This window comes from Pedobacter sp. FW305-3-2-15-E-R2A2, from assembly GCF_038446955.1.
Lineage (GTDB): Bacteria > Bacteroidota > Bacteroidia > Sphingobacteriales > Sphingobacteriaceae > Pedobacter.
In genome coordinates this window covers 7,102,299-7,127,853 of sequence record NZ_CP151803.1, presented here as the reverse complement: position 1 = coordinate 7,127,853, position 25,555 = coordinate 7,102,299, and the positions used below count along the sequence as shown (strand labels likewise).

General features: G+C 45.7%; 2 protein-coding genes. Both read left to right on the top strand.

Translation table 11 applies throughout. The annotated features are described in order from the left end of the window. Nucleotides 1–77 precede the first annotated feature (77 nt). Nucleotides 78–1,451, top strand: a complete 1,374-nt coding sequence (locus tag AAFF35_RS28955) for a M3 family metallopeptidase (protein WP_342329918.1) — start codon at nucleotides 78–80, stop codon at nucleotides 1,449–1,451. A 464-nt stretch (nucleotides 1,452–1,915) separates the two neighbouring features. Continuing rightward, the gene (locus tag AAFF35_RS28950; protein WP_342329917.1) at nucleotides 1,916–25,555 is read left to right on the top strand and encodes a putative Ig domain-containing protein; all 23,640 of its coding nucleotides are present in this window, start codon (nucleotides 1,916–1,918) and stop codon (nucleotides 25,553–25,555) included.

Sequence of the window (25,555 nt, the reverse complement as noted above, 5' to 3'; positions counted from 1 at the left end):
AAGCGGCCGCAGCTCAGTCTGCCAAACAAGCTGGAAAAGACGGAAAATGGCGATTCACTTTACATACACCGAGCGTAATGCCATTTTTACAGTATTCGGAGAATCGTGCATTAAGAGAAAAGATGTATCATGCCTATATCAACAGAGGCAATAACAACGATGCAAATGATAATAAAAAGATCATTTCAAGGATGGTTGCTTTACGTGCCGAAAAGGCCGGATTATTGGGCTATAACAGCCACGCAGATTTTGTCTTGGAAGAAAGTATGGCAAAATCTCCTAAGGAGGCTTACGACTTGTTAAATGGCCTTTGGGATGCCGCTTTGCCGGTGGCTAAGCAAGAAGCCGCAGACATGCAGAAAATGATGGACAAAGAGGGGCGGAATGAAACATTAGAAGCTTGGGATTGGTCTCATTATGCAGATAAAGTCCGGAAGGAGAGATACAACTACGATGCCGAAGAATTAAGACCATATTTCCAGCTCGAAAATGTGAAGGCAGGATTTTTCAAAGTAGCGAATAAGTTATATGGAATTACTTTTACCGCGCTGACTGACGTTCCTGTTTATCATAAGGACGTAACAGCTTATCAGGTAAAAGAAGCTGACGGAACACATATTGGGGTTATTTATATGGATTTCTTTACCCGTAGTTCTAAGCGCGGTGGGGCATGGATGACTTCTTATGCCACCCAATCTTATAAAGATGGTAAACGCGTTGCTCCTGTTGTTTCTATTGTTTGCAACTTTTCAGGCCCGAATGGGGATGAACCTGCTTTGTTTACAGCAGATGAAGTAACCACATTTTACCATGAAATGGGACATGCCCTTCATGGCTTATTGTCTAATGTAAAATACAGAAGCCTTGCCGGTACTTCCGTTCCCCGTGATTTTGTGGAATTACCATCGCAGGTGATGGAGCACTTTGCTTTTGAGCCAGAGGTGCTTCAGTTCTATGCAAAACACTATAAAACCGGAGCAATTGTACCGCAGGAGTTGATTACAAAAATGAAAAATGCAGGGAAGTTCAATCAGGGCTTTGAAACTGTGGAATATCTTGCTGCTTCCTTACTGGATATGGGCTTTCATACGATCCCGGTTGGAAAAGAAATAGGTGCTATAAAGTTCGAAACGGCAGAAATGAACAAGTACGGATTGATCAGGCAAATCGCTCCCCGTTATAGAAGTACTTATTTTCAACACATCTTTGCTTCCGGTTATTCGGCCGGATATTATAGCTATATCTGGTCTGCCGTATTGGATAGTGATGCTTTTGCTGCCTTCAAAGAAAGCGGAAATATCTTTAATCCCGAGGTTGCTAAATCCTTCCGTAAGAATGTACTTGAAAAAGGAGGCACTATTGAGCCGATGGACCTTTACAAAGCTTTTAGAGGTAAAGAACCCGATATGAAACATTTATTGAAAGACAGAGGCCTAAATAAAGCACTTTAACCAAAGATTTAATTTTTTACGCTACAGGCAGCGTTGTCCTCGTCGTTTCAAACCATTAAGGCGCAAAAAAGGATTCTACCCGATCTTTTTTTGCGCCTTTTTTTATCCCGTTTTTTATCAAAAACAATACGAATTACTAGTCTGACTTACTTCAATTCGTGTATTTAAATGCAACCTTTACCTGTGATGCTAATCGCTTCTCACTTATCTGTTTAACAGCTTATTTATTTACTAAAACCACCCAGTATTTTATTGTGGGGCAAACTTTATTTTTTAGCTTTGCTACCTGGTAAATTTTTTACATAAAATGGTATTAAAAAAGAGTGATTATGAGAATTTTATTCATTTCTGTAAATGCCAAATTATTAACTTAATTTTCTTTCAAAGAGAGAAACAAAATAAACTTTTTTGCCTGATTACAGTAAACCCCAATTTTTTCAAGAAAAAATCCTCCAATACACATTATGCGCACTTTCCTTTTTAAGGCCTTTGCTTTTCTATTCTTTTTTTTCTATTCCTTTAACGTTTCAGCTCAAACTAAAATCTACGTAAACAGTGCCGCGGCAGGTGCTAATTCAGGACTGAATTGGGCCAATGCTTATATCGACCTTCAAACCGCGATCACCAAATCGGTTGCAGGTAATGAAATCTGGGTCGCCCGGGGAAATTACAGTCCTGGGGCATTGGCAGCATCAACTTTTACCTTAAAAGGAGGAGTCAAGATTTATGGTGGTTTTGCAGGAACAGAAACCGCAATTACCCAGCGTATCGCTGATGTGAATGATCTTTTTACTGTAAATGAGAGTATTCTTGATGGAAGATATGTCAATAATCATGTACTGAGTAACGCTGCGGCTTTGAACAACCAAACGGTGCTGGATGGATTTACCATTACCGGAGGACGTACTCCCAATGCCAATAGCAATGCCGCAACACATCGGGGTGCCGGGATTTACAATACTGCCGGCAGTCCTGTTTTTCAAAACCTTTGGATAAAAGATAACATCTCCAGCGGTTATGGGGGCGGAATTTATAACAATGGAACCGCCTCTTTTAAGAACCTCATTGTTGAAAATAACGGCTTCTATCCCGGTCTGACGTCCTATACTCAGGGAGCAGGTATGTACAATTCTGCGGCCGTTGTTTTTGACCGGATTTTATTTAATAACAATACTGGCGCAAATTCAGGAGGAGGACTATACAATACTGCGACGACAACGCTTAGCGATGCGACATTTAAAAACCATTCGGTGACCATTAACGGGGGAGGAATTTTTAACAACGGAGATATGACGCTCGACCGGGCTGCTTTCCTACAGAATACAGCAGTACAAAGGGGAGGAGGAATTTATTCTTCGGCAGCAATTTCTCTCCGAAATTCGGCACTGAGCCGGAATGCGGTTACCGGAACAGCCGCTGGTTATTACGGAGGAGGAATGTATGTTGCCGGAGGATTAACGAATATCCTAAATTGTACATTCAGCAATAATACGATCGCATATCCAAATGCGACAACCGCCTATTTTGGCGGGGGATTGCATGCTGCAACAACCTTGAGCGCCTATAACAGCATTTTTTGGGGAAATAAAAGAGGAAACGATGTAGAAGACCAGATCGGTGGGACTACGATCACAATGGGAGGAAGCCTCGTTCAGAATAATTATCCTTTTGGTACGAATAACCTGATTGGTAATCCTGATTTCGAAAATGCAGGACAGGATGATTTGCGATTAAAAAATGGCTCTATAGCCATTGATGCCGGCGATAATGCGAAACAAACCGGATCAAAGGACCTTGCTGGAAATGCAAGGCTCGCCGGGCTGAAGCTGGATCTTGGTGCATTGGAAAATCCGGACGGAATGTCTGCCTCATTAACAATTGCTCCCGAAAATATTACCCCCCAGCCGCGTGGACTGCTTTATAGACAGGAACTTAGCGCTACCGGAGGAACAGGGCCGGTAAGCTGGGCCTTAACTTTTGGGAACCTGCCTCCGGGAATTACCTTAAATAACCAGTCAGGGGTGCTTGCCGGAATTCCTATGATTGCAGGGACCTATATTTTTGTGGTTCAGGCAAAGAGTGGAGCCTTGATCGGAAACAGACAATATACCATCGTGGTGACTGCGGCTGCTGCGAGATTACATGTAAACGGGCTTGCACAAGGACTTAATAACGGAGCGGATTGGGCAAATTCCTATACCAGATTGCAAACTGCTTTGGCGCTCGCGAAAGATGGGGATGAAATCTGGGTAGCAAAAGGGGTATATAGTCCGGCTCTCCATCTTGATTCCGCCTTTTCTATGGTTTCAGGAGTGAAGATGTATGGCGGGTTTAAAGGTATAGAGACGACTTTAGCGGAGCGTGCAGCGGATGCTTCGGAACGATTTACCGTTCATGAAACCATATTACATGGAAATGGGACCAATCGCCACCTGATTCTGAACACTACGGCACTTGCGGCTACGACTTTACTGGATGGATTTACCATTACTGAGGGCTATGCCAATGGTTCAGGGCAGAACGGTCATGGTGCAGGAATCTATATCGGAACTGCGGTTGTAAATGGAACATACAATAACCTTGTCATTAAAAGCAATAAAGCAAGCATATACGGTGGTGGAATGTTCAATGGAGCAGCCGCCACAAAACTGAACAATATCCTTTTTGAAGGTAACCAGGTCATCACAACAACCCGATATGGCGGAGGACTGTACAATTCGGGGGCAAATGCCAGCCTGAACAAAATAACCTTCAGGAATAATGATGCAGTGCAGGGAGCTGGGATGTTTAACAGCGGAACTGCGCTAACGATGAATAAGATCGCATTTGAAGGCAACACCGCCACCTCCATCGGAGGAGGAATGAGCCATTCCGGAACCGCTGTACTGACGGATGCCGTCTTTAAGAACAATACTTCCAAAACCAATGGTGCAGGACTTTACAGTTCAGGAGATATTACCATTGACCGGGCCTCATTTCTGGAGAATGTTGCCGATCAGAAAGGTGGGGGTATTTATGCCTTAAACTTAATTACTCTTCGTAATGTAGTGCTCAGTAAGAATAGCGTAACCGGGACTGTGGCCGGATATAATGGAGGTGGAATGTTTATCGAGAGTGGTACTGCGCACATTCAAAATAGTACGTTCAGTAACAATACCATCGCTGTTGTCGGCGCACAGGGAAGCGCTTTGGGCGCAGGGTTATTTAATACTCCCGGCACCGTAAATATTCACAACAGTATTTTCTGGGGAAATAAAAGAGGGAACAATGTGGACGATCAGATCGGAGGAGCAGCCATTGCACAGATGGGCAACAACATTGTTCAAAACAACTACACTTCGGGAGTAAATAACATCATCGGCAATCCGGATTTTCAGGATGCTGCTATACATGATTTCAGACTTAAAAATGGGTCAATAGCGATTGATGCGGGAAATAATTTAAAGGTAAATACCGCTACAGATTTGGCGGGAAACACCCGTGTGGTTAACGGAACTGTTGATTTGGGGGCATTGGAGAATCCAATTGGAGCGCCAGGATCTCTTACGATGATGCCCGAATCCATTGCTCCGCTACCAAGAGGAACTGCTTATCATCAGCCGTTTACGTTAACGGGAGGTTCAGGTGCGGTAAGTTGGGAATTGTCACACGGGACTTTGCCCCTGGGACTGAATTTTAATACCCAAACCGGAATTCTGAGTGGAATCCCAGTGATTTTAGGAACCTATGTATTTGTAATCCGTGCGACACAGGGAAGTATGGTGGGGAGTCGCCAATATACATTGGTGGTCAACCCGGGGGCAGTGAGATTATATGTTCGCGGAAACGCAACAGGAGTTAACAATGGAATAGATTGGACAAATGCCTATACCAGATTACAGACGGCCCTGACGCTCGCGAAAGATGGGGACGAAATCTGGGTTGCAAAAGGGCGATACCTTCCTTTTGCACATGTCGACTCTTCATTTTACATGGTCTCCGGAGTGAAGATGTATGGAGGATTTGCAGGTACAGAAAATCAGCTCACTGAACGTATCGCTGATGCTTCAGGAAGGTTTACGGTTCATGAAACGGAGTTAAGTGGAAATGACCTGAACCGCCACGTGATCAATAACCCCACGCTGTTATCCGTAGAAACGATGATGGATGGGTTTACCATTTCCGGTGGAAATTCAAACAACTATGGAGGTGGAATTTATCACTTTGCTGCTGCAGTAAATGGCACATTTAGAAACCTGGTCCTAAAAAATAATAAAGCATATCATTACGGTGGCGGGATATATAACGTTGCCACTGCCTTGAAAATGGACAATATCCTTTTCGAAGAAAATGTGCTGATCGGAGGAAATAAATATGGCGGAGGTATGCATAATTCAGGGGCAAATGCCATTTTGAATAAGGTAACCTTCAGAGGGAATCAGGCGGTATTAGGAGCTGGTCTATATAACATTTCTGCCAATGTTTCCGTCACCAACTCAGTTTTTGAGGCCAATGCTGCAACCAGTTACGGTGGAGGATTAGTAAACACGGCATTGGGATTCTCCCTTAGCGGAGCAGAATTCATCAGTAACCGTGCGGACGGTTACGGGGGAGGAATGGCCAATTCGGGAACAGCAGTCGTTACAGATGTTGTCTTTAAAAATAATTCTGCCCTAACTTATGGCGGTGGTCTTTCGAACTCCAGCGTCATCAATCTGGACAGGGTCTCGTTCCTGGGCAATACGGCAGTGCAGAATGGTGCTGGTTTCTATGGAACGGTAACCAATACGCTATCAAATGTGGTCTTTAGCCGAAATAAAGTGACCAATGCCAGTTATTTCGGGGGAGGATTATTCCTTCAAAGCGGAACGTTAAGTATGAGTAATGCCACATTCAGCAACAATACAGTCGCAAGAGTTGCGGTAAACAGTGGCGCCGGACTGTATAAAAACTCAGGAACGGCCAACATCTTTAACAGTATTTTTTGGGGCAATACCAGGGCCGGAGGCATTCCCGATCAGGTCAATACCGGAATTAATACTTTAGCCAACAGTACCGTACAGGACGATTATGCTACCGGAACGGCAATTATAGTAGGGGATCCCCTGTTCACTGATGCCGACATGGATAACTTAAGCCTGAAAAGTGGATCATTGGCCATAGATAAAGGAAATAACACCTATACAGAAAGCTCAAAAGACATCGAAGGAAATCCACGCTTTTACAATACCATCGTAGATCAGGGGGCCTATGAGAACCAGGGAGGAGCATCTTTAAAAATCAGCCCGGCTACTTTAAGCGCATTAACGAGGGGCCTTGACGTAAACATTCAGCTCCATGCTACGGGTGGAACGGCCCCATATACCTGGAGTCTTTTGTCTGGAGATCTTCCTACCGGGCTTCAATTGTCTGCTGATGGAAGGATTTATGGACGTGCCATGGTTTCCCTGATCGGAGGTTATACTTTTGCTGTCTCTGTCGCAGATGGAACACTACTCGGAACAAAGCAATATACCTTAGAGGTATTACAGGCTCCGGCGAGGATTTACGTACGCGAAGGCGCAACTGCAGGAGCTAAAAATGGGAACAGCTGGAATGATGCATTTACCGATTTACAGCTGGCTCTGGCACAAACAAATGCCGGTGATGAAGTTTGGGTAGCTAAAGGGAATTACCTGCCTGGAACGGATGTTAACGCCACTTTCACGTTGAGAGAAGGGGTTAAATTATATGGTGGTTTCGCAGGTACAGAGGATGTCCTATCTGCAAGGGTTGCTGATGCCAATCAATTGTATGGGGTGAATGAGTCTATTCTGAACGGGAATGGAAAGAGTTATCATGTCCTCAGCAATATTACTGCATTAAGTAATGCTACAATCATTGATGGTTTCAGCATCACTGGCGGAAGAACGGCGGTAGGAAATACATCGATTGCTTATAGTGCGGCAGGAATTTATAACAATGCAGGCGCTGCGGTATTCAGGAACCTCTGGGTGAAGAATAACTATGCTTATTATTTTGCAGGTGGTATTTATAACAACGGTCCGGCAACCTTCGAAAATATCCGCATGGAGAAGAACACCGTTCTGGGTGGAGCTGGTTATGGGGGAGGGCTCTATAATCTTAATGCATTGGCTTCTTTTAAAAAACTGGTTTTCATAGAGAATGAAGCCGTTATTGGAGGAGGAATGTATAATAGCATTGCAGAGGTAAGGATGGAAGATCTCAGCTTTTTACGCAATAAGACAGGTACGAGCGGAGGGGCCGGTCTATACCACAGGACTGGCTTGCTCACGATAAAAAAGGCGTTTTTCGAAGGGAATAATTCTTCCGGTACAGGAGGAGGAATTCTAAATAACGGCGTTCTGGATGGAGAAGACCTTACTTTCAAAGGGAATACCACTACGACGTCTGGTGCCGGAGTTTACAGTTCAGGAACATTTACCCTGAACAGGGGTTCTTTTATCGCGAACAGCTCATTACAGCATGGTGCCGGAGTCTATAATACCGGCATCGCCAGACTGGACAATATCATCTTTAGCCGGAATACAATACCTACAAATTCGGCAAGTGGTTATGGCGCCGGAATGTTTCATTATTCCGGATCATCGGTCTTGTCGAACGTTTCTTTTAGCAATAACACTACCGCTTATATTCATGCCACCACCACCTCTGGTGCCGGATTCTTTTACAGGGCTGTAGGAACCGCAGCAGTGTACAACAGCATCTTCTGGGGAAACAAAAGAGGTGGAAATGTTCCCGACCAGTTAAGTGGCGTAGGCCTGACGGTTGCCAATAGCATTGTAGAAACTGGTTATGCCGCAGGAACGAATATTTCTATTGGAAATCCATTGTTCACTGATGCAGCAAATGACAACCTGCGGATCAAAGGGGGATCACCGGCAATTGATGCCGGTGACAATGCCGCAACCGGCACCTCCAGGGATCTCGACGTCAATGAACGTATCGTGAATGATAAAGTGGATCTGGGCGCTTATGAAAATCAGGGCGGAAGTAGTCTTTCCATTCTTCCTGCAACACTCCCTGCTGTGCTCAGAGGAAAACCTTTCAGTCAGCAGTTTACCGCCACAGGCGGAACAGAGCAACTCAGTTGGTCTGTTTCTTCAGGCAATTTACCGACTGGTCTGAGCTTAAGCCCTTCGGGATTATTGGCGGGCAGGCCGACGACGGCAGGGAGTTTCACCTTTGTCCTTTCTGTTACCGATGGCGCCTTTATTGGAAGTAAACAATATTCTTTTGTTATCAGTCCGGCAGCAACACACTTCTTTACCAGCGAAACTGCTACAGGGAAAAAGGACGGGAGCGATTGGGCCAATGCCTTTACTGATTTGCAATCTGCTATTGCGCTGGCAACGGCAGGCGATGAAATCTGGGTAGCAAAAGGAAATTATAGCCCGGGACCACTTGCAGCCTCTTCCTTTACTTTAAAAGAAGGATTGCGGATTTATGGTGGCTTTTCAGGAACAGAAGAGAACCTTGCCGCACGAAACCTGGAATCGGTAAATACAATAAACAAAAGTCTGCTGGATGGTAGTCAGGGGGTAGCCAGTTACCATGTTGTTTCGAATGTTCTGGCGTTGACTAATGCGACAATATTAGATGGCTTTGTCATTAGTGGAGGGAAAACATTAACCACGAACAGCAGCAGCGGTTATACCGCCAATTATTATGGAGCTGGAATTTATACCGCGCTTGGAAACCCAATATTCAATAACCTGATCATTACCGGCAACAGTGCATTATATGGAGGAGGTGTTTTTGTAGGCGGAGGGGCACCAACATTTACCAATACGCAGTTTGTCAGCAATACAACCATAGGAAGTTATGGCCGCGGTGCGGGATTATTTAACAATACTGGTGCAAATACGATCCTTGACAAGGCAATTTTCGATAGCAATGTCGTTACTGTTGGAAGCAATACCTATGGTGGGGCGCTGATCAATTACGGAACGCTGACGATTACCAGCAGCAGCTTCAAAAACAACAATGTAGGAGGTACCGCTTACGCACAAGGTGGAGCAATTTACAACAACACCAACGCACCATTGAAAGTCGCTAATACCACTTTTACCGCAAATACCGCAATGACCGGAGGGGCAATATATCTTGCCGGAGGGGCCAGCGAATTTAAAGACGTTATTTTTAAAGAGAATAAAGCTGCCGGTAGTGGAGGGGCGGTCAACAGTATTGGCGCTCCGATATTTGACCGGGTTTCTTTCATTGCCAATGAATCTGTACTTCATGGAGGCGCGCTTTATTCTGGTGGCGTACCCAAACTGGACAACGTCATTTTTAGCCGAAACAAAGTCACCTCAACGGCTGCAAATTATGGTGGGGCTATGTATGCCGCAACCAATGCCAGCCTGATCAATGTCACTTTTAGCAACAACAGCATCGCCAGAGCATCAGCAGGTGGCGGAGGCCTATATCGGGCAGCAGGCACGGTAACAGTCAACAACAGCATTTTCTGGGGAAATACCTATGGTGCAAATCTTCCCGATCAAATTTCAGGAGTGGTAACCATTGATAAAAGTATTGTTCAGGGAGGATATGCCGCCGGAACGAACATCAGCATTGGAAATCCTCTTTTTGTAAATGCAGATGCAGATAACCTGCGGTTAAAAGGAGGCTCTCCGGCCATCGATATGGGAAATAATGCAAAAATCTCTACTGCAACAGATCTCGATGGCAATCCCCGTCTGATCAATGAAACTGTGGATATGGGCGCCTATGAGAATCAGGGAGCAGCGAGCTTGGCCATTTCTCCTTTAAGCTTAGCGGCGTACAATCGTGGAGATGACATCGAGGTTCCCTTAACTGTTGCAGGAGCTCAGAATCCTTTAACATGGAGCTTCAGCTCGGGGACCGTTCCGGTTGGACTAATCCTTAAGCCTGAGGGCGTACTTTCCGGTAGACCTATGATCGCGGGGCTTTATACTTTCGTAATCGCCGTAACGGATGGAGAACTGGTTGGAAGTCGTCAATACACCTTGCAGGTTAATCCGGCGAATGCTGTTTTATATACCAACATCGCTGCATCCGGTGGAAAGAACGATGGAAGCAATTGGGAAAATGGATTCACAGATCTTAAAAACGCATTGAATAAAGCCATTCCGGGCGATCAGATCTGGGTGGCAAAAGGAAATTATAGCCCTGGACTTTTAGCAACAGATTGGTTTACGCTTAAAGAAGGAGTAAAAGTATTTGGTGGCTTTGGCGGAACAGAGAAAAACCTGGAAGAACGAGATTCAAAACTCATTCATACAGACCATAAGACCATTTTGGATGGTAGTCAGGGCGTGGCAAGCAGACACGTTGTATTTAACAACCTCAATTTAAGCAATACAACCTTACTGGATGGTTTTACCATTAACGGCGGACAAGCGTTACCAGGTGGAGATACCGATAACAACCGTGGTGGAGGAATTTATAACTACGCAGGTGTTAAGGCTGTATTTAACAACTTGCAAATCGTTAACAACAAGGCTGACCGTGGTGCGGGGGTATACAATGCCGGACCGGCAACCTTTAGCAATATCCTTTTCGAAAAGAACGAAGCCTCAGCTTATGGAGGAGGAATGTATAACCTGAATGCGGCAATTGGTTTAACCAATGCAGTGTTTAAGGAAAATACCGCCCGACTTTATGCCGGAGGTCTGGCGCATAATGGCGGACTGATCACGATAAACAACAGCGCCTTTACCGGAAATTCTGCCGGACAACAGGCAGGTGGTATGTATCACCTTGCCGGAACAGCCAACCTGGAAAATGTAATATTCAGCCGAAACAGCGTCAGCACTACAGGTGCTTATTATGGAGGAGGGATGTTTGTTGCGGCAGCAGCAACCCTGAACAATGTTACTTTTAGTGCCAACCGCATCGCCTTTACCCAGGCAACTACAATGGGAGGTGCAGGCTTATATCGTTCTACAGGAGTTCTGAACGTTAACAACAGTATCTTCTGGGGCAATAAACGGGGGAATGAAATCCCTGACCAGCTGAATGCAGGAATCGTCCTGACGCAATCGCTTGTGCAGGGAGGTTATGCTGCGGGTACAAACGTCTTAATCGGAGATCCTTTATTTAATAACGCCGCAGGCGATGACCTTCAGCTAAAAGCAGGATCTCCTGCCATTGATGCCGGAGATAACAGTAAAAACAGCAGTTCAACCGATCTCCTGGGAAATGCCAGGGTGATGAATGACCTGATCGACCTCGGGGCCTATGAAAATCAGGGTGGAGCAGGACTGAAGATTCTGCCGGGAACATTCAATCCCTTCCCAAGAGGCATCGATCCGGTAATTCAGATGACCGCAACCGGTGGAACCGGAACCTATACCTGGACTTTACAATCAGGAAGTTTACCCACAGGACTGATCTTAACTCAGCAAGGACTAATTACTGGAATGCCTGTGCTTGCTGGGACCTATACCTTTGTTGCTGCGGCAACAGATGGACAACTAAGCGGAAGCAGACAATATACCGTCTCCGTATCAAACGGACCAACACGGTTATATGTTAATCAATCCGCAACAGGTGGTAACAACGGAAGCAACTGGGCCAATGCCCTGACCGATTTACAAACGGCCTTAACCCAAGCCTCTGCAGGAGATGAGATCTGGGTGGCAAAAGGGAATTATAGTCCGGGTGCAACGGCCAGCTCTTTTTTCACACTCAAAGAAGGGGTAAAGATGTATGGTGGTTTTGCGGGTACGGAAATATTACTGACAGACCGCAACAAGGAAGCCATTCGTGGAGCGAATGAAACGATCCTCGATGGCGCTAAAGGTATTGCCAGTTACCATGTCGTTTATAATACCGCGGCCTTAACAGCAGCAACTGTTCTGGACGGATTCAGCATCCAGGGAGGAAAGGCACTGACGACTTACAGCTCCGGGTCTAATGCCAATTATTATGGTGGAGGAATTTACAATACTGCAGGAGCAGCAGTATTTCGCCAGCTCTGGATTAAAAACAATATCGCCACTTATGGTGCTGGATTATACCATAGTGGCGAAGCAGAATATACAGATCTTATTTTTAGCAATAACGAAACGAAAGGATCGTATGCAAGGGGGGCAGCAGTTTACAATGCCAAAGGGTTCAATTTAACCAAAGGACTTTTTGAGCAAAACAAAATTGCTGAATCGGCCAGTTATACCGGATATGGAGGAGCGATTTTTAATGCTTCTTCTTCGGAACTTAAGGACGTAAAGTTTGTCAGCAACACCATCAACAGCGGACAGGGAGGGGCAATTTATTCCACTTCCGGCGCGATCATAAAGATAACGGATGTGGAGTTCTCGGGGAATAAAGCCACTACCGGAGGAGCATTGTTCCTCTACAATGGAAGCTTGAACTTAACTGCCGGAGCCTTTAAAGATAATGCGGCAACAGGAACAGGCGGGGCCATTTATTCCAGTGGCAGTGCCTTCCTGAACCAGACTTCATTTGTCAACAATACAGCTGTTCAGCAAGGTGCTGCAGTCTGGACAAACGGAATTTTTAAAGCAGACAATACCATTTTTAGCAGAAACCGGGTCAGCTCCCTTTCTGGGTATTTTGGAGCCGGAATATATGTAAGTTCAGGTACGGCAACGATCAATAATGCCAGTTTCAGCGGAAATAGTATCGGTTATACCAATGCCAGTACCACGTTAAGTTATGGAGCTGCTATATACCGGAATTCAGGAACAGTAACGGTTCACAACAGCATTCTTTGGGGAAATAAGCGGGGCAATAATGTCGCCGATCAACTCAATGCAGGAATCGTGATTGGCAGTTCTATTGTTCAGAATAACTATGCTTCGGGAACTGACATCAAGATCGGGGATCCGATGTTTGAGAATCCATTGGCAGATGATTTACGCTTAAAGGGAGGATCCCTGGCGATTAATGTTGGGGATAACAGCTGGCAGACTTATGATAAAGACCTGGCGGGAAATCCAAGGATCGTAAATGAAGTGGTCGATCTGGGTGCTTATGAAAATGATGGGGCAGGGCAGTTAACCATCAGTCCCGGAGTAATTGCAGCGATTACACGGGGAACTTATCTGGATTTGCAAATGACATATACCGGAACATCTTCTCCGGTAACCTGGAGCTTCCAGGGAGGAAAGCTACCAACAGGACTGGTATTTCTTCCGGATGGAAAGCTGCGTGGAACACCAACACTTGCAGGCACCTATACCTTCGTGATTGGCGCCGGCGATGGAACGATCGCAGGAAACAGACAATATACGGTTGAAGTAAAGGAAGGAGCAGTACGGTTATTTGTTCATCAGGCAGCAACAGGAGACAACAATGGCAGCAGCTGGATCCATGCTTTTAATGATTTACAGCCAGCCATGGCACAGGTTAAAGCCGGAGATGAAATCTGGGTGGCTAAAGGGACGTATAGTCCCGGACCGACCGCCAGTTCTTTTTTCACGCTAAAAGAAGGAGTAAAACTCTACGGCGGTTTTGCCGGCACCGAAATAGCACTTACCGACCGGAATAAAGAAGCCATCAGCGGAGTAAACGAAACGATTTTGGATGGAAGCCAGGGGCAGTCAAGTTATCATGTGGTTTACAATGTTATTGCTTTAACGAATGCAACGATATTGGATGGATTCAGCATCCAGGGAGGAAAGGCACTGACGACCTACAGTTCGGGATCTAATGCCAACTATTATGGAGCAGGAATTTACAATACCGCGGGAGCCGCACTATTTAGAAACTTATGGATAAAAAATAATATCGCCACTTATGGGGCGGGTTTATACCACACGGGTGATGCAACCTACAGCAATATCCGGTTTAGCAATAACCAGGCTGTAGGATCTTACGGACGTGGAGCCGCAGTGTACAATGTGAAAGGTTTTGCCCTGACTTCCGGTTTGCTGGAAGGCAATAAAATTATGGAATCTGCAAGTTATACCGGATATGGTGCGGGAATATTCAGTACCGGACTGATGGAGCTGGATAGCGTAAAATTCATCAATAATACGATCTCTAACGGACAGGGGGGAGCGATTTATACTACTTCTTCTGCTGTATTAAAACTAAGCAGGTCGGAATTTACAGGAAATAAAGCAAGCACAGGTGGGGCACTATTCATCGCCAATGGTGCACCTGATTTAAGTGATGTGATCTTCCATGGCAATATTTCCACCTGGACGGGGGGAGCAATTTATGCTGCGGGAACTCCGGTGCTGAACCGGGTTTCTTTCCTGGAGAATACTTCTGGTCAGCATGGTGCAGCCATCTGGTCCAATGGAAACATCAGAGTTGATAACAGCATTTTTAGTCGCAACAAAATAAATGCAACTGCCGGATACTTTGGTGGGGCATGGTATGTCAGTTCAGGAGATGCACTGATCAACAACGTGAGCTTTAGTAACAACAGTATCGGTTATACCAATGCCAGCACCACATTAAGTTATGGTGGCGCATTATACCGCAACTCAGGAACGGTAACGGTCCACAACAGCATCCTTTGGGGAAACAAAAGAGGTAATAATGTTGCCGATCAACTCAATGCAGGAATTGTAGTGGGCAGCACCGTGGTGCAGAACGGTTATGCTACAGGGGAAGATGTGAAGATTGGCGACCCGATGTTTGAAAATGCAGCGGTAGATGAGCTTCACCTGAAAGGCGGATCGCTCGCCATCGATGCCGGAAAAAACAGCTGGCAGGCATTTGACAAAGATCTTGCCGGGAATCCAAGGGTAAAGAACGGTGTGATTGACCTTGGTGCCTTTGAAAATGAAGGCGGACAAAGCCTGATCATCAATCCGGCAACAATAGGGCCTTTAAAAAGAGGATTATATCTTGACCAGCAACTTACTGCTACCGGAAGTAGTTTCCCATTGACATGGGCCTTGCAGGGTGGAAAACTTCCTGTTGGACTCGTCTTCGGTCCCGATGGAAAGCTAAGGGGAACACCAACGATGATAGGGAGCTATACCTTTGTAATCGGGGCTACCGACGGTACCATGGCAGGAAACAAACAATATACGATAGACATTTCAACCGGATCCGGCAGACTTTATGTTCATCAGTCTGCAACAGGAGACAATAACGGAAGCAACTGGGCCAACGCTTTTACCGATCTGCAAACCGCTTTTGGGCAGAGCAGCGGAGGGGATGAAATCTGGGTGGCTAAAGGGACTTACAGTCCTGGCCTGCTCGTTAGTTCCTTTTTTACTTTAAAAGAAGGCGTAAAAGTTTACGGTGGTTTTGCCGGAACGGAAACCTTACTCTCGGAAAGAGATAGCCTTGCGATCCGTGGAACGAACGAAACGATCCTTGATGGTAGTCAGGGTAAACCGAGCTACCATGTGGTGTACAATGCTGCTGCCTTGACCAATGCAACCATCCTTGACGGATTTACCATTCAGGGAGGAAATGCCCTGGCCGGTTATGGCGGATATTACAACAATGCAAATTATAACGGTGCGGGAATTTACAACACCGCAGGAGCGGCTGTATTCAATCATTTATGGATTAAAAACAATGTCGCGAGTTATGGGGCCGGCCTTTACCACAGTGGAAATGCGAGCTATACCAATATCATTTTCAGTAACAACAGAACGATGGGTCAGTATTCCCGTGGTTCTGCCGTATATAATGCCGGCGGGTTTAAGCTCAACAATGGGGTATTTGAAAACAACAAAATCATCGAATCGGCAAGTTATCCCGGATATGGTGCTGCCCTGTTCAATGCAGGGCTTGCAGAGCTGAACAATGTGAAGTTTAACAACAATACCATTACCAACGGACAGGGAGGCGCGATTTACAGCAACTCCGGAGCTTCATTGACCATTACAAATGCCAGTTTTACAGGAAACAAATCAACTACAGGGGGTGCCGTATTCATCGCCAACGGAACACCTGTTTTTAACGATGTGGTATTTAAAGACAATGCAGCCACTGGAATGGGTGGGGCAATTTATGCAAGTGGAACCCTTAGCCTGAACAGAACTGCTTTCAGTGGAAATACAGCGGTACAACATGGTGGGGCGATCTGGTCTAACAGCGTGTTTAAACTGGACAATAGTACTTTCAGCAGGAACAGCGTCACTTCAACTGCAGGCTATTTTGGCGGAGCGGTTTACATTTATTCCGGAACCGCCCTGCTGACAAATAATACTTTCAGCAATAACAGCATTAACTATTCCAAGGTAGGGCTGCTTAACTATGGTGGGGCAATTTACCGCAACGCAGGTACCGTAACGATCAATAACAGCATCTTATGGGGAAATACCAGAGGTGCAGGCCTTGCCGATCAACTGAACTTAAATATCAAAGTCAACAATTCCCTGATTCAGGGAGGGCTTGCAACAGGCATAAATATCATCGATCGCGATCCTTTGTTTAAAAACACAACAACGGATGATCTTAGCCTTACCGGATGCTCGCCTGCGATAAATACAGGAGACAACAGCCTTGTGCTGGCAGGAAACAAAGACCTGGGCGCTCAGGAAAGAACATCATCAGGAATCGTCGACTTGGGAGCCTTTGAATACCAGGAACCAGTGATTTCCCTTAGTCCCGCGAGTATGCCACAGGCAACACGCGGAGATGTCTTTAGCCTCCAGTTGCAAGGACTTGGCGGAGCAGGAAATTATAGCTATGAACTGGTTTCTGGAAAATTTCCTGACGGGCTTTCGATGACCGCCGGAGGATTGATCAGTGGAAATCCCATCGTGATTGGCAAATATACTTTTGTGGTAAAATCCACTGACGGAGCCTTATGCGGGCATCGGGTTTACAATATGGAAATTATTGCGGGAACAGGTGTTGTACGTATCCTGGTCAACCAGGCTGCGGCATCCGGACAAAACAACGGGAGTACCTGGGATAACGCGTATCTGGATCTTCAGAGTGCATTGAAGGTCGCTTTGCCTGGCGATCAGATCTGGGTGGCAAAAGGAACTTACAGTCCGGGGCCATTGGTTACTTCGACTTATCAGCTTAAAGAAGGCGTCCGGATCTATGGTGGTTTTGCCGCTACAGAAAGCTCGCTCTCAGAAAGGGATACCCTGCAAACAAGAACTGCCAATCAAACGATTCTGGATGGAAAAAATACCAACAGGCATGTGGTTTTTAACTCGGCAATCCTTACCACAGCCACAGTCCTGGATGGTTTTACCATCACCGGAGGAAAAACAGCCTCGGGAAGTACCAGCGAACCTTATATTGGCGCAGGGATTTACAATAGCCGGGGTGCGGTCATCTTCAACGATTTATGGATTAAGAACAACAATGCCAATAGCCACGGTGGAGGAATGTACAATGCCGCCGCCGCAGTGCTGAATAAAATTACGTTTGAGAACAATACTGTCACTACCGGCTCTTATCAATATGGAGGCGGATTGTACAATGCCGGAGCGGCAAAGATGAGCAATCTGGAGTTCCTCAATAATACCGCAGCCTATGGAGCAGGGATGTACCAGGCTACCGCAACAGTAACCATCAATGGTGCCATTTTTAAAGAAAATAAGGCGACTGCTCAGGGAGGCGGATTTTATGCTTACTCGGGGAAAATTACTTTAAACGGAGCGTCCTTTATTGGAAATACTTCCGTACAACAGGGAGCAGGACTGTTCCAATGGGCCTCGACACTAACCTTAAGCAATGCCATGTTTAGCCGGAATAAAGTGAGCAATCCCGGGGGCTATTTTGGAGGAGCACTTTACCAGTATACCGGAACCTCTACACTCAGCAACATTACGGTAAGCAACAACAGCATCAGTTATGTCAATGCCTCTGTAAATAAATATGGTGGCGGAATCTACCGTAATGCCGGAGTCATGAATTTACAGAACAGCATCCTCTGGGGAAATAAAAGAGGGAACAATGTTTCTGATGAGCTAAACCTGAATGTTAAGGTCAGCAATGCTTTGATTCAGGGAGGTTACCCGGCAGGAAAAATCGTGATAGACACCAACCCGATGTTTAACCTGACGACACCGGATGATCTTTCGTTATCAGACTGCTCGGCGGCAATCAATATGGGAGATAATGTTTTCGCTTCCGGACTGAATCAGGATGTCCTGGCAAAGCCCAGAATTAAAGCGGAGACCGTTGACCTTGGTGCTTATGAAAATCAGCAAAACAGAACCATCGTCGGTCCGGCAGCCATACCCGAAGGCATCAGAGGGCAACGTTACGACCAGCAGCTGACTGCTACCGGAGGAAGCGGAAACTATACCTACACGGTCAGTTATGGCAAGCTTCCCGACGGACTGCTGCTCAGCACCTCAGGAAGGATCACAGGAAGACCAATCAATGCAGGAATTTATACTTTTAATGTCAATGCAAACGATGGTACCTTATGTGGAAACAGACTTTATACGGTAGAGGTGAAGCTTGGAGGAGGAGGTGTCCGGATTTATGTAAACCAGGCTGCAACGGGAATGGACAACGGTGCAGATTGGACAAACGGATTTCTGGATCTCCAAAAAGGACTCAGCTCCGCATTGGCTGGTGATACCATCTGGGTGGCCAAGGGAAAATATATCCCCGGCCTTAAAGTAAATTCCTACTTCACGTTGAAAGAAAATGTCAAAATGTTCGGTGGTTTTGCCGGAACAGAGCAGGAACTCGCAGAGCGTGATGAAGAAGCCATTGCAACAACAAATGAAACCGTATTAAGCGGAGAAAACAGAAGCTATCACGTCATTTATAACCGCTTGCCTTTAACAGCGGCAACGGTTCTGGACGGATTCAGCATTTCTGGCGGACGTACCGCCACAGGCTCCAATTCCAGTACAGACATTTACTATGGTGCCGGAATTTATAACGCTACGGGAAAAATAGTTTTCAGAAATCTCTGGATCAAAAACAATGCCGCTTACAATTATGGAGGCGGGGTTTTTAACAGCGGGCAGGCTGCATTTGCCAATATCATCTTTGAGAATAACAATGTCAGTGCCGGAAGCTATGGTTACGGCGGAGGGATCTATAACTCCGCGGCTGCAACATTCGACAACCTTAAATTTATCAATAACAAAGCCAGGCATGGAGGCGGAATGTTCAATGCTTCTGCTGCAATTAACTTGAGCAAAGTGGTGTTTAAAGACAATGGAGCAACCATAAACGGAGGCGCTTTTTATAATTACACCAATGGAAAGCCAGTGATCAGAGAGGCCCGGTTTATAGGGAATATTGCCCAGCAGCAGGGTGGCGCAATCTACCAGCAGTCGGGAACCCTTGACATTAGCAACACCGTCTTCAGCAGAAATAAAGTAACCGGTACGGCTGCTTATTATGGCGGAGCAATTTATCATTACAACGGCATAACCAATCTGGTGAATGTAAGCATGGCCAATAATTCGATTGCCTATTCAAATACTTCTGCAACGACGCAGTTGGGAGGGGCACTGTACCGTTACACCGGAACAGTTAACGTTTACAATACCATCATCTGGGGGAATAAACGTGGAAATAATGTTCCCGATCAACTCAGTACGGGAATTATCGTAGCCAACAGTACCATAGAAAACGGATACAAAACAGGTGTTCAAATCCTGACTAAAGATCCGCAGTTTAACAATCCTTCCGGAGATGAACTTTCCCTGGCCTCTTGTTCACCGTCTATAAATATGGGCGACAATACGAAGAGTGCCGGAATAGCTACAGATTTAGCAGGAGCAACGCGGATTAAACACGGAACAGTAGACATTGGCGCTTATGAATTCCAGGGTCTTTATCTGGAGAATGCAGAACAACAACTTCCAGCTGCAAACCAGTGGAGTCCTTACAGTCATCAGATCGTGCTGGCCGAAAACGGAACTTATACGTATGCGATTTCTCAGGGTTTACTGCCTGATGGGATGAGTTTAAGTCCGCAGGGGCTGATTTCAGGAGAGTCAGCAGTAGCCGGAGATTTCGAATTTACGCTATCTGTAAGTGGAACGAACGTTTGTGGTTCCCTGAAAATTAAACTCAAAGTGAACCCACGTGAGCCTTACATTATCGAAGTTCTGAAACCCTACCCGGTACCGGTGAAAAAAGATACAGGAACACCATTTGAACAGCTGAACCTGGTGACTCAGGTAGAAGTGGTACTGAGCGATCAGAGCCACGCCAAATTTCCGGTAACCTGGCTTCCTGGAAATTACGATGGCAATACCGAAGGCATTTATACCCTTACCGGAACACTGAGCGTTCCACAACCGGAAATGAACAGAAACAACCTGACGGCAATTGCAAAGGTTGCAGTATTAGACCCTGTTTATCCCTATATCATTGCTATGGAAGAGCTGAGTCCTGTATATGTTTTGTCGGGCACACCTTTCTCTGAAGTTCTTCCGGTGCTGCCTAAACAGGTCAGAGTAACCTATGATGACCGGGTCACAACAGATATGTTAAACTTAGTATGGAAGCCGGGGATTTACGACCTCAAGTCTGGTGTATACCGGGTTTATGCGGATCTGGTCCTGAAAGAAGAACATGCCAACCCGGCAGGTTTTGAGGCCAGCGTTGACATTTACGCACAGCATGACGTCATTGCAATAGAACCTTTGGCAGAAGTTACCGTGCCTTTAAATACGCCGGCAGCAAATCTGCCACTGCAGTCGTCAATAAGGGTAACCTACCATGATCAGACCACAGGATTCCTGACGGTGATCTGGGACAAATCTGTCTATAAATCGGATAAAGGAGCGGAATATGATCTGAAAGGTGCTTTACAACTGAAACCCTTAATTGTAAACAGCAAACGTCTGTTTGCAGAGCAGAAAGTAATCATCCGGAAAAACATCATTTCAGTACTTCCATTAACCCGGTTAACGACACCATACGCCACACTTTTCGATGATGTAGACCTGCCACAAACCATAAAAGTGAAGTTCGATGATGGAACCACTGATACGGTTGGGGTAGAATGGAAAGTGGGATCGTACAACCGCATGCTGGCCGGAGATTATATGTTGTCTGGTAAGCTGTTGCACGACGAAAGTATTGACAACAACAGCAATCTCGAAGCCAGTTTAATTTTAACCGTCTTACCTAAACCCAAAAACATCGTATCCATCGCCCAACCAGATAGCATAAGGGTGGCTTACGGCACAAAGCTAACGGCAATTGAAGCACTAAAAACGGCCCTTGCTGTAACTTATGATGATGGAAGTACAGGAAGCTTAAATATAACCTGGGACACGGAGGATTATGATCCGCTTATCCCGGGAATCTACACCTTTAGCGGAGATCCAATCCTGATCGAAGGAGTCGTGAATAAAGAGCTGCGCAGTACTTCAATAACCATTACGCTTGGGAAAAAGGAAATCAAAATGGTTACAAATCCGGCCTTAGTGGATGTTAAATATGGAACTGAACGCAGTGATATCAATCTGCCCGAAACGGTAAAGGTTACTTATAATGACCTGTCCTCCGGAACTGAAGGGGTCCTGTGGACTTCAGAAACGTATAACCCATTACTGGAGGGAGTCTATAATTTTAGAGGAGAGCTGGTCATTAACGACGAGATAGAAAATCCAGACAACCGTTACGCAGAGATCCAGGTGAGGGTTGGACCAAAGCCATTGAAGGTAATTGCTGCGCTGGCTGATTCGGTTAATATCCCTTTCGGAAAACCATTTAATGAAGCCGTATTACTATTCCCGAAAAAGGTGAATGTAAACTACGACAACGGAAGCTCCGGCAGTTTGAATGTGAGCTGGACGATGGGAGATTATACTGCTGATGAACCAGGTTCTTATGAGCTGAAAGGAGAAATTGAGATTCCTGAGGGCATCATTAATCCGGATAGCATAAAAGCAGATCTGAAAGTTAAAGTAGGAAAGCGCCTCATTAAAACCTACCAGGCTCCCGAAGCATTAACTGTGTTTTTTGGAACACAGGCCTCGGAACTGATCTTGCCGGATGCTTTAATGACACAGCTGGAAGATGGTGGTGTTGTGGAGCTTGGGTTAACCTGGGACCTTTCTGGTTACAATGGAAACCTGGCTGGGAAATACCTGATCAACGGAAGCTTTATCCTGCCGGATGACATTGAAAACCCACAAGGAATTGTCCCGCAGATGGAGTTGAATGTATTGGCGAAAGCAAAAGCAATCCTGGAATTGAGAACGGATACGATATTTGTCGCCTATGGTACGAACCTGACGGAGATTCCTTTCCCTGCTTTAAGTCATGCGAAATTGGATGAAGGTGCTGATTTGGACATTCCTGTACTGAGCAACTCTTTTGAATCTACAGATTACAATCACCAGCAGGCAGGAACCTACCTTTTTGAAGGAGATTTAGTATTGCCTCAGGGGATTCAGAATCCAAATAACTTCCCTGCTAAGGTCTGCGTGGTGGTCGGGAAAAAAGCAATTGAATCGATCGCCGCGATAGAAAATCTGAATGTAAGCTACGGAACTGAATTTGATGCGTTAACCTTACCAGAATCCGTAAAAGTGAGATATAATGACAATTCTGAAGATCTGTTGTCGGTAAGCTGGGCCAAAGGAAATTACAATGGTCAGCTTCCGGGGATTTATGTATTGCAAGGAACATTGGTTGTTCCGGACGACATTGACAACCCGAAAGCCCTGCAACCAGTGATGACTGTAGTCCTGGCAGAAAAAATCCGGATGCTGATGGCGATGACCATGGATTCCGTATCTGTTCCAAATGGTACGGCTTTGACGGCAATCGGTTTCCCTGTCTCCGTAACTGGTACTTTTGATGATGGTTCTACCGCAGCACTGATCGTTAAAACATGGGGCAATGCAGCATATAATCCATTGGAATCGGATGACTATATTTTTAATGGCCTGCCGGAAATGCCTTTGAATACCCAGAACCCGGACAACCTTAGCGCAGCTTTTAAAGTGAAGGTGGCAAGGAGATACATTGTTTCGGTAGCTTCTTTACCAGGCTTGCTGGTGCCTAATGGTACGTTGTATGTAAACCTGGCACTGCCAACAACTGTAAATGTAACCTATAATAACAACCAGACCGAACCGTTATCCCTGATTTGGGAGGAAGGAACTTTTGATGGAACAACAGCGGGAGATTACCTGCTTACCGGAACATTGATGCCTGATGCACCGGAAGAGAACAAGGACAATAAGACAGCGGCTATAAAAGTAACCGTGCAGCCTGCCCTGCTCATCATCAATACCGTTACGGTAAGTTCTCCTGTTCACTTTCCTTTGGGAACTTCGCTGAGTCAGGTCATCACCCAATTGGGACTACAACTGCCGGTGGCATATACCAACGGATCTTCAGGTCTGGCTGGCGTCAACTGGGAATCTGCTGATTTTGTAGACAACCAGGTGGGCAGCTTTAATTTTACAGGACTACTGGATCCGGAAGAAAAAGCATCAAATCCGAATGACATTACCGCAAAAGTTGTCGTGATCATCGATAAGAAAAACATTGTTTCTGTAGAAGAGCCTGCAGCATTGACCGATGTATATGGAAAACTGTTCTCAGCCCTGGATTTACCTTCTACAGTCAAAGTAACCTATGACGATGGAACGAAGGAAGATCTTCCTGTACTGTGGGACGAAACGGGATACCAGAGCAATGTGCTTCAACCGCAACTGATCAAGGGAGAGATCCAGCTGACAGATGAGGTAAGCAATACTTCCGATCTCAGGGCTTCGATAAAAGTAACCCTGATGAAAGATATTGTTTCCCTGGCAACCATTGCGCCGATAGCGGTAAATTACGGTACGCCATTCTCCGGATTGGGGCTGCCATTATTAATCGAAGCGACTTATAATGATGGAAGCAAAGAAAACCTGAGTGTAACCTGGGATCCGGCAGTGTATGCAGCTGCTCCGGTTGGAGAACTGATCATGACCGGAGATTTAACGTTGGCGCCAAATACATTCAATACCACCTTACAAGCAGCGGCAGCAACTGTTAATATCCGGAAAGCGCCACAGGTGATCAGCTTTAGCCCAATTGTCGATAAAGTATATGGAGATGATCCGTTTAAACTGCTGGCCACTGTCGCTTCAGGATTGCCCATCACTTTTGAGCTGATCGAAGGACATGTGGACATCAACGCCGATATTGTCCATATTGAGGGTGCCGGAGAGGTATTGATTAAAGCCGTTCAATTAGGGAACGCCTATTTTGAAAAGGCGGAAGCACAGCAAAACTTCAAAATCAGTAAAGCCTTGCTTACCGTGTACGGTGATAGCCTGAAACGCTTTTTTGGTCAGGAGAACCCAACTTTCAGTCATGAGATGAAAGGCTTTAAATATGGCGAAACGGAAACAGGTTTAAGGGCAGTCGCAAAGATTCAGGGAATGCCAGCCTATAACACAACCGCAACCATCAGCAGTTTACCGGGAACCTATCCGGTGGTGTTGAGCCTCGCTGAGCTGCAGGCAGACAATTATGACTTTAGCTTTGAACCAGGACTGCTAACGATCGTCCGCCAGTTCCATACCCTGACCTGGGATACACGTGGAGGGACGTTGATTGCGCCAATGGAAGTCGAAGATCAGGCAATCGTAACACCTCAGCTAAGTACCAAAGAAGGGACCGTTTTTTATGCCTGGTATAGTGATCAAAGTATGGAAACAGTTTTTAATTTTGGCCTCCCGGTTACAGAAAGTGTAACACTGTATGCCGATTGGAAAAAAAGTCCTTTGCCGGCCTCAGGACCGATCAGCATGAAGACAGTCGCAGACTATATGCTGGCTATAGGAGAGATCAGAACTGAAGAACGAAATGCGCCTTTTGGAATTTCCTTCCTGAATCAGAAAAGTCACCTGGAAGACAAAATGCCGCCATTTAAATTAACGGAATGGTATGGCTATGGAGAACAGAAAAAACCTTTGCTGAAAACAGTGGCGGTAACACAAAAGAGCACAACATCAGTATTCACAGGCATTGACCTGCTGGACGATGGAGGACCGGCTATTTTGGAATCCGGCGTATGTTGGAGCACAAGCCCGGGCCCTACAATTGCGGATCAGAAACTGACCAGTGGAACTGGGTCATCGGTGTTGAGCCCGGAAGGGTTGAACACAGGAGTTCCATATTATTTAAAAGCTTATGCGACAAACAGACTTGGGACCGCCTACGGAAACGAGCTGGTTTTTATAATAAAAGAAGATGGTTTAATAGAAATTGTAAAGAAATAA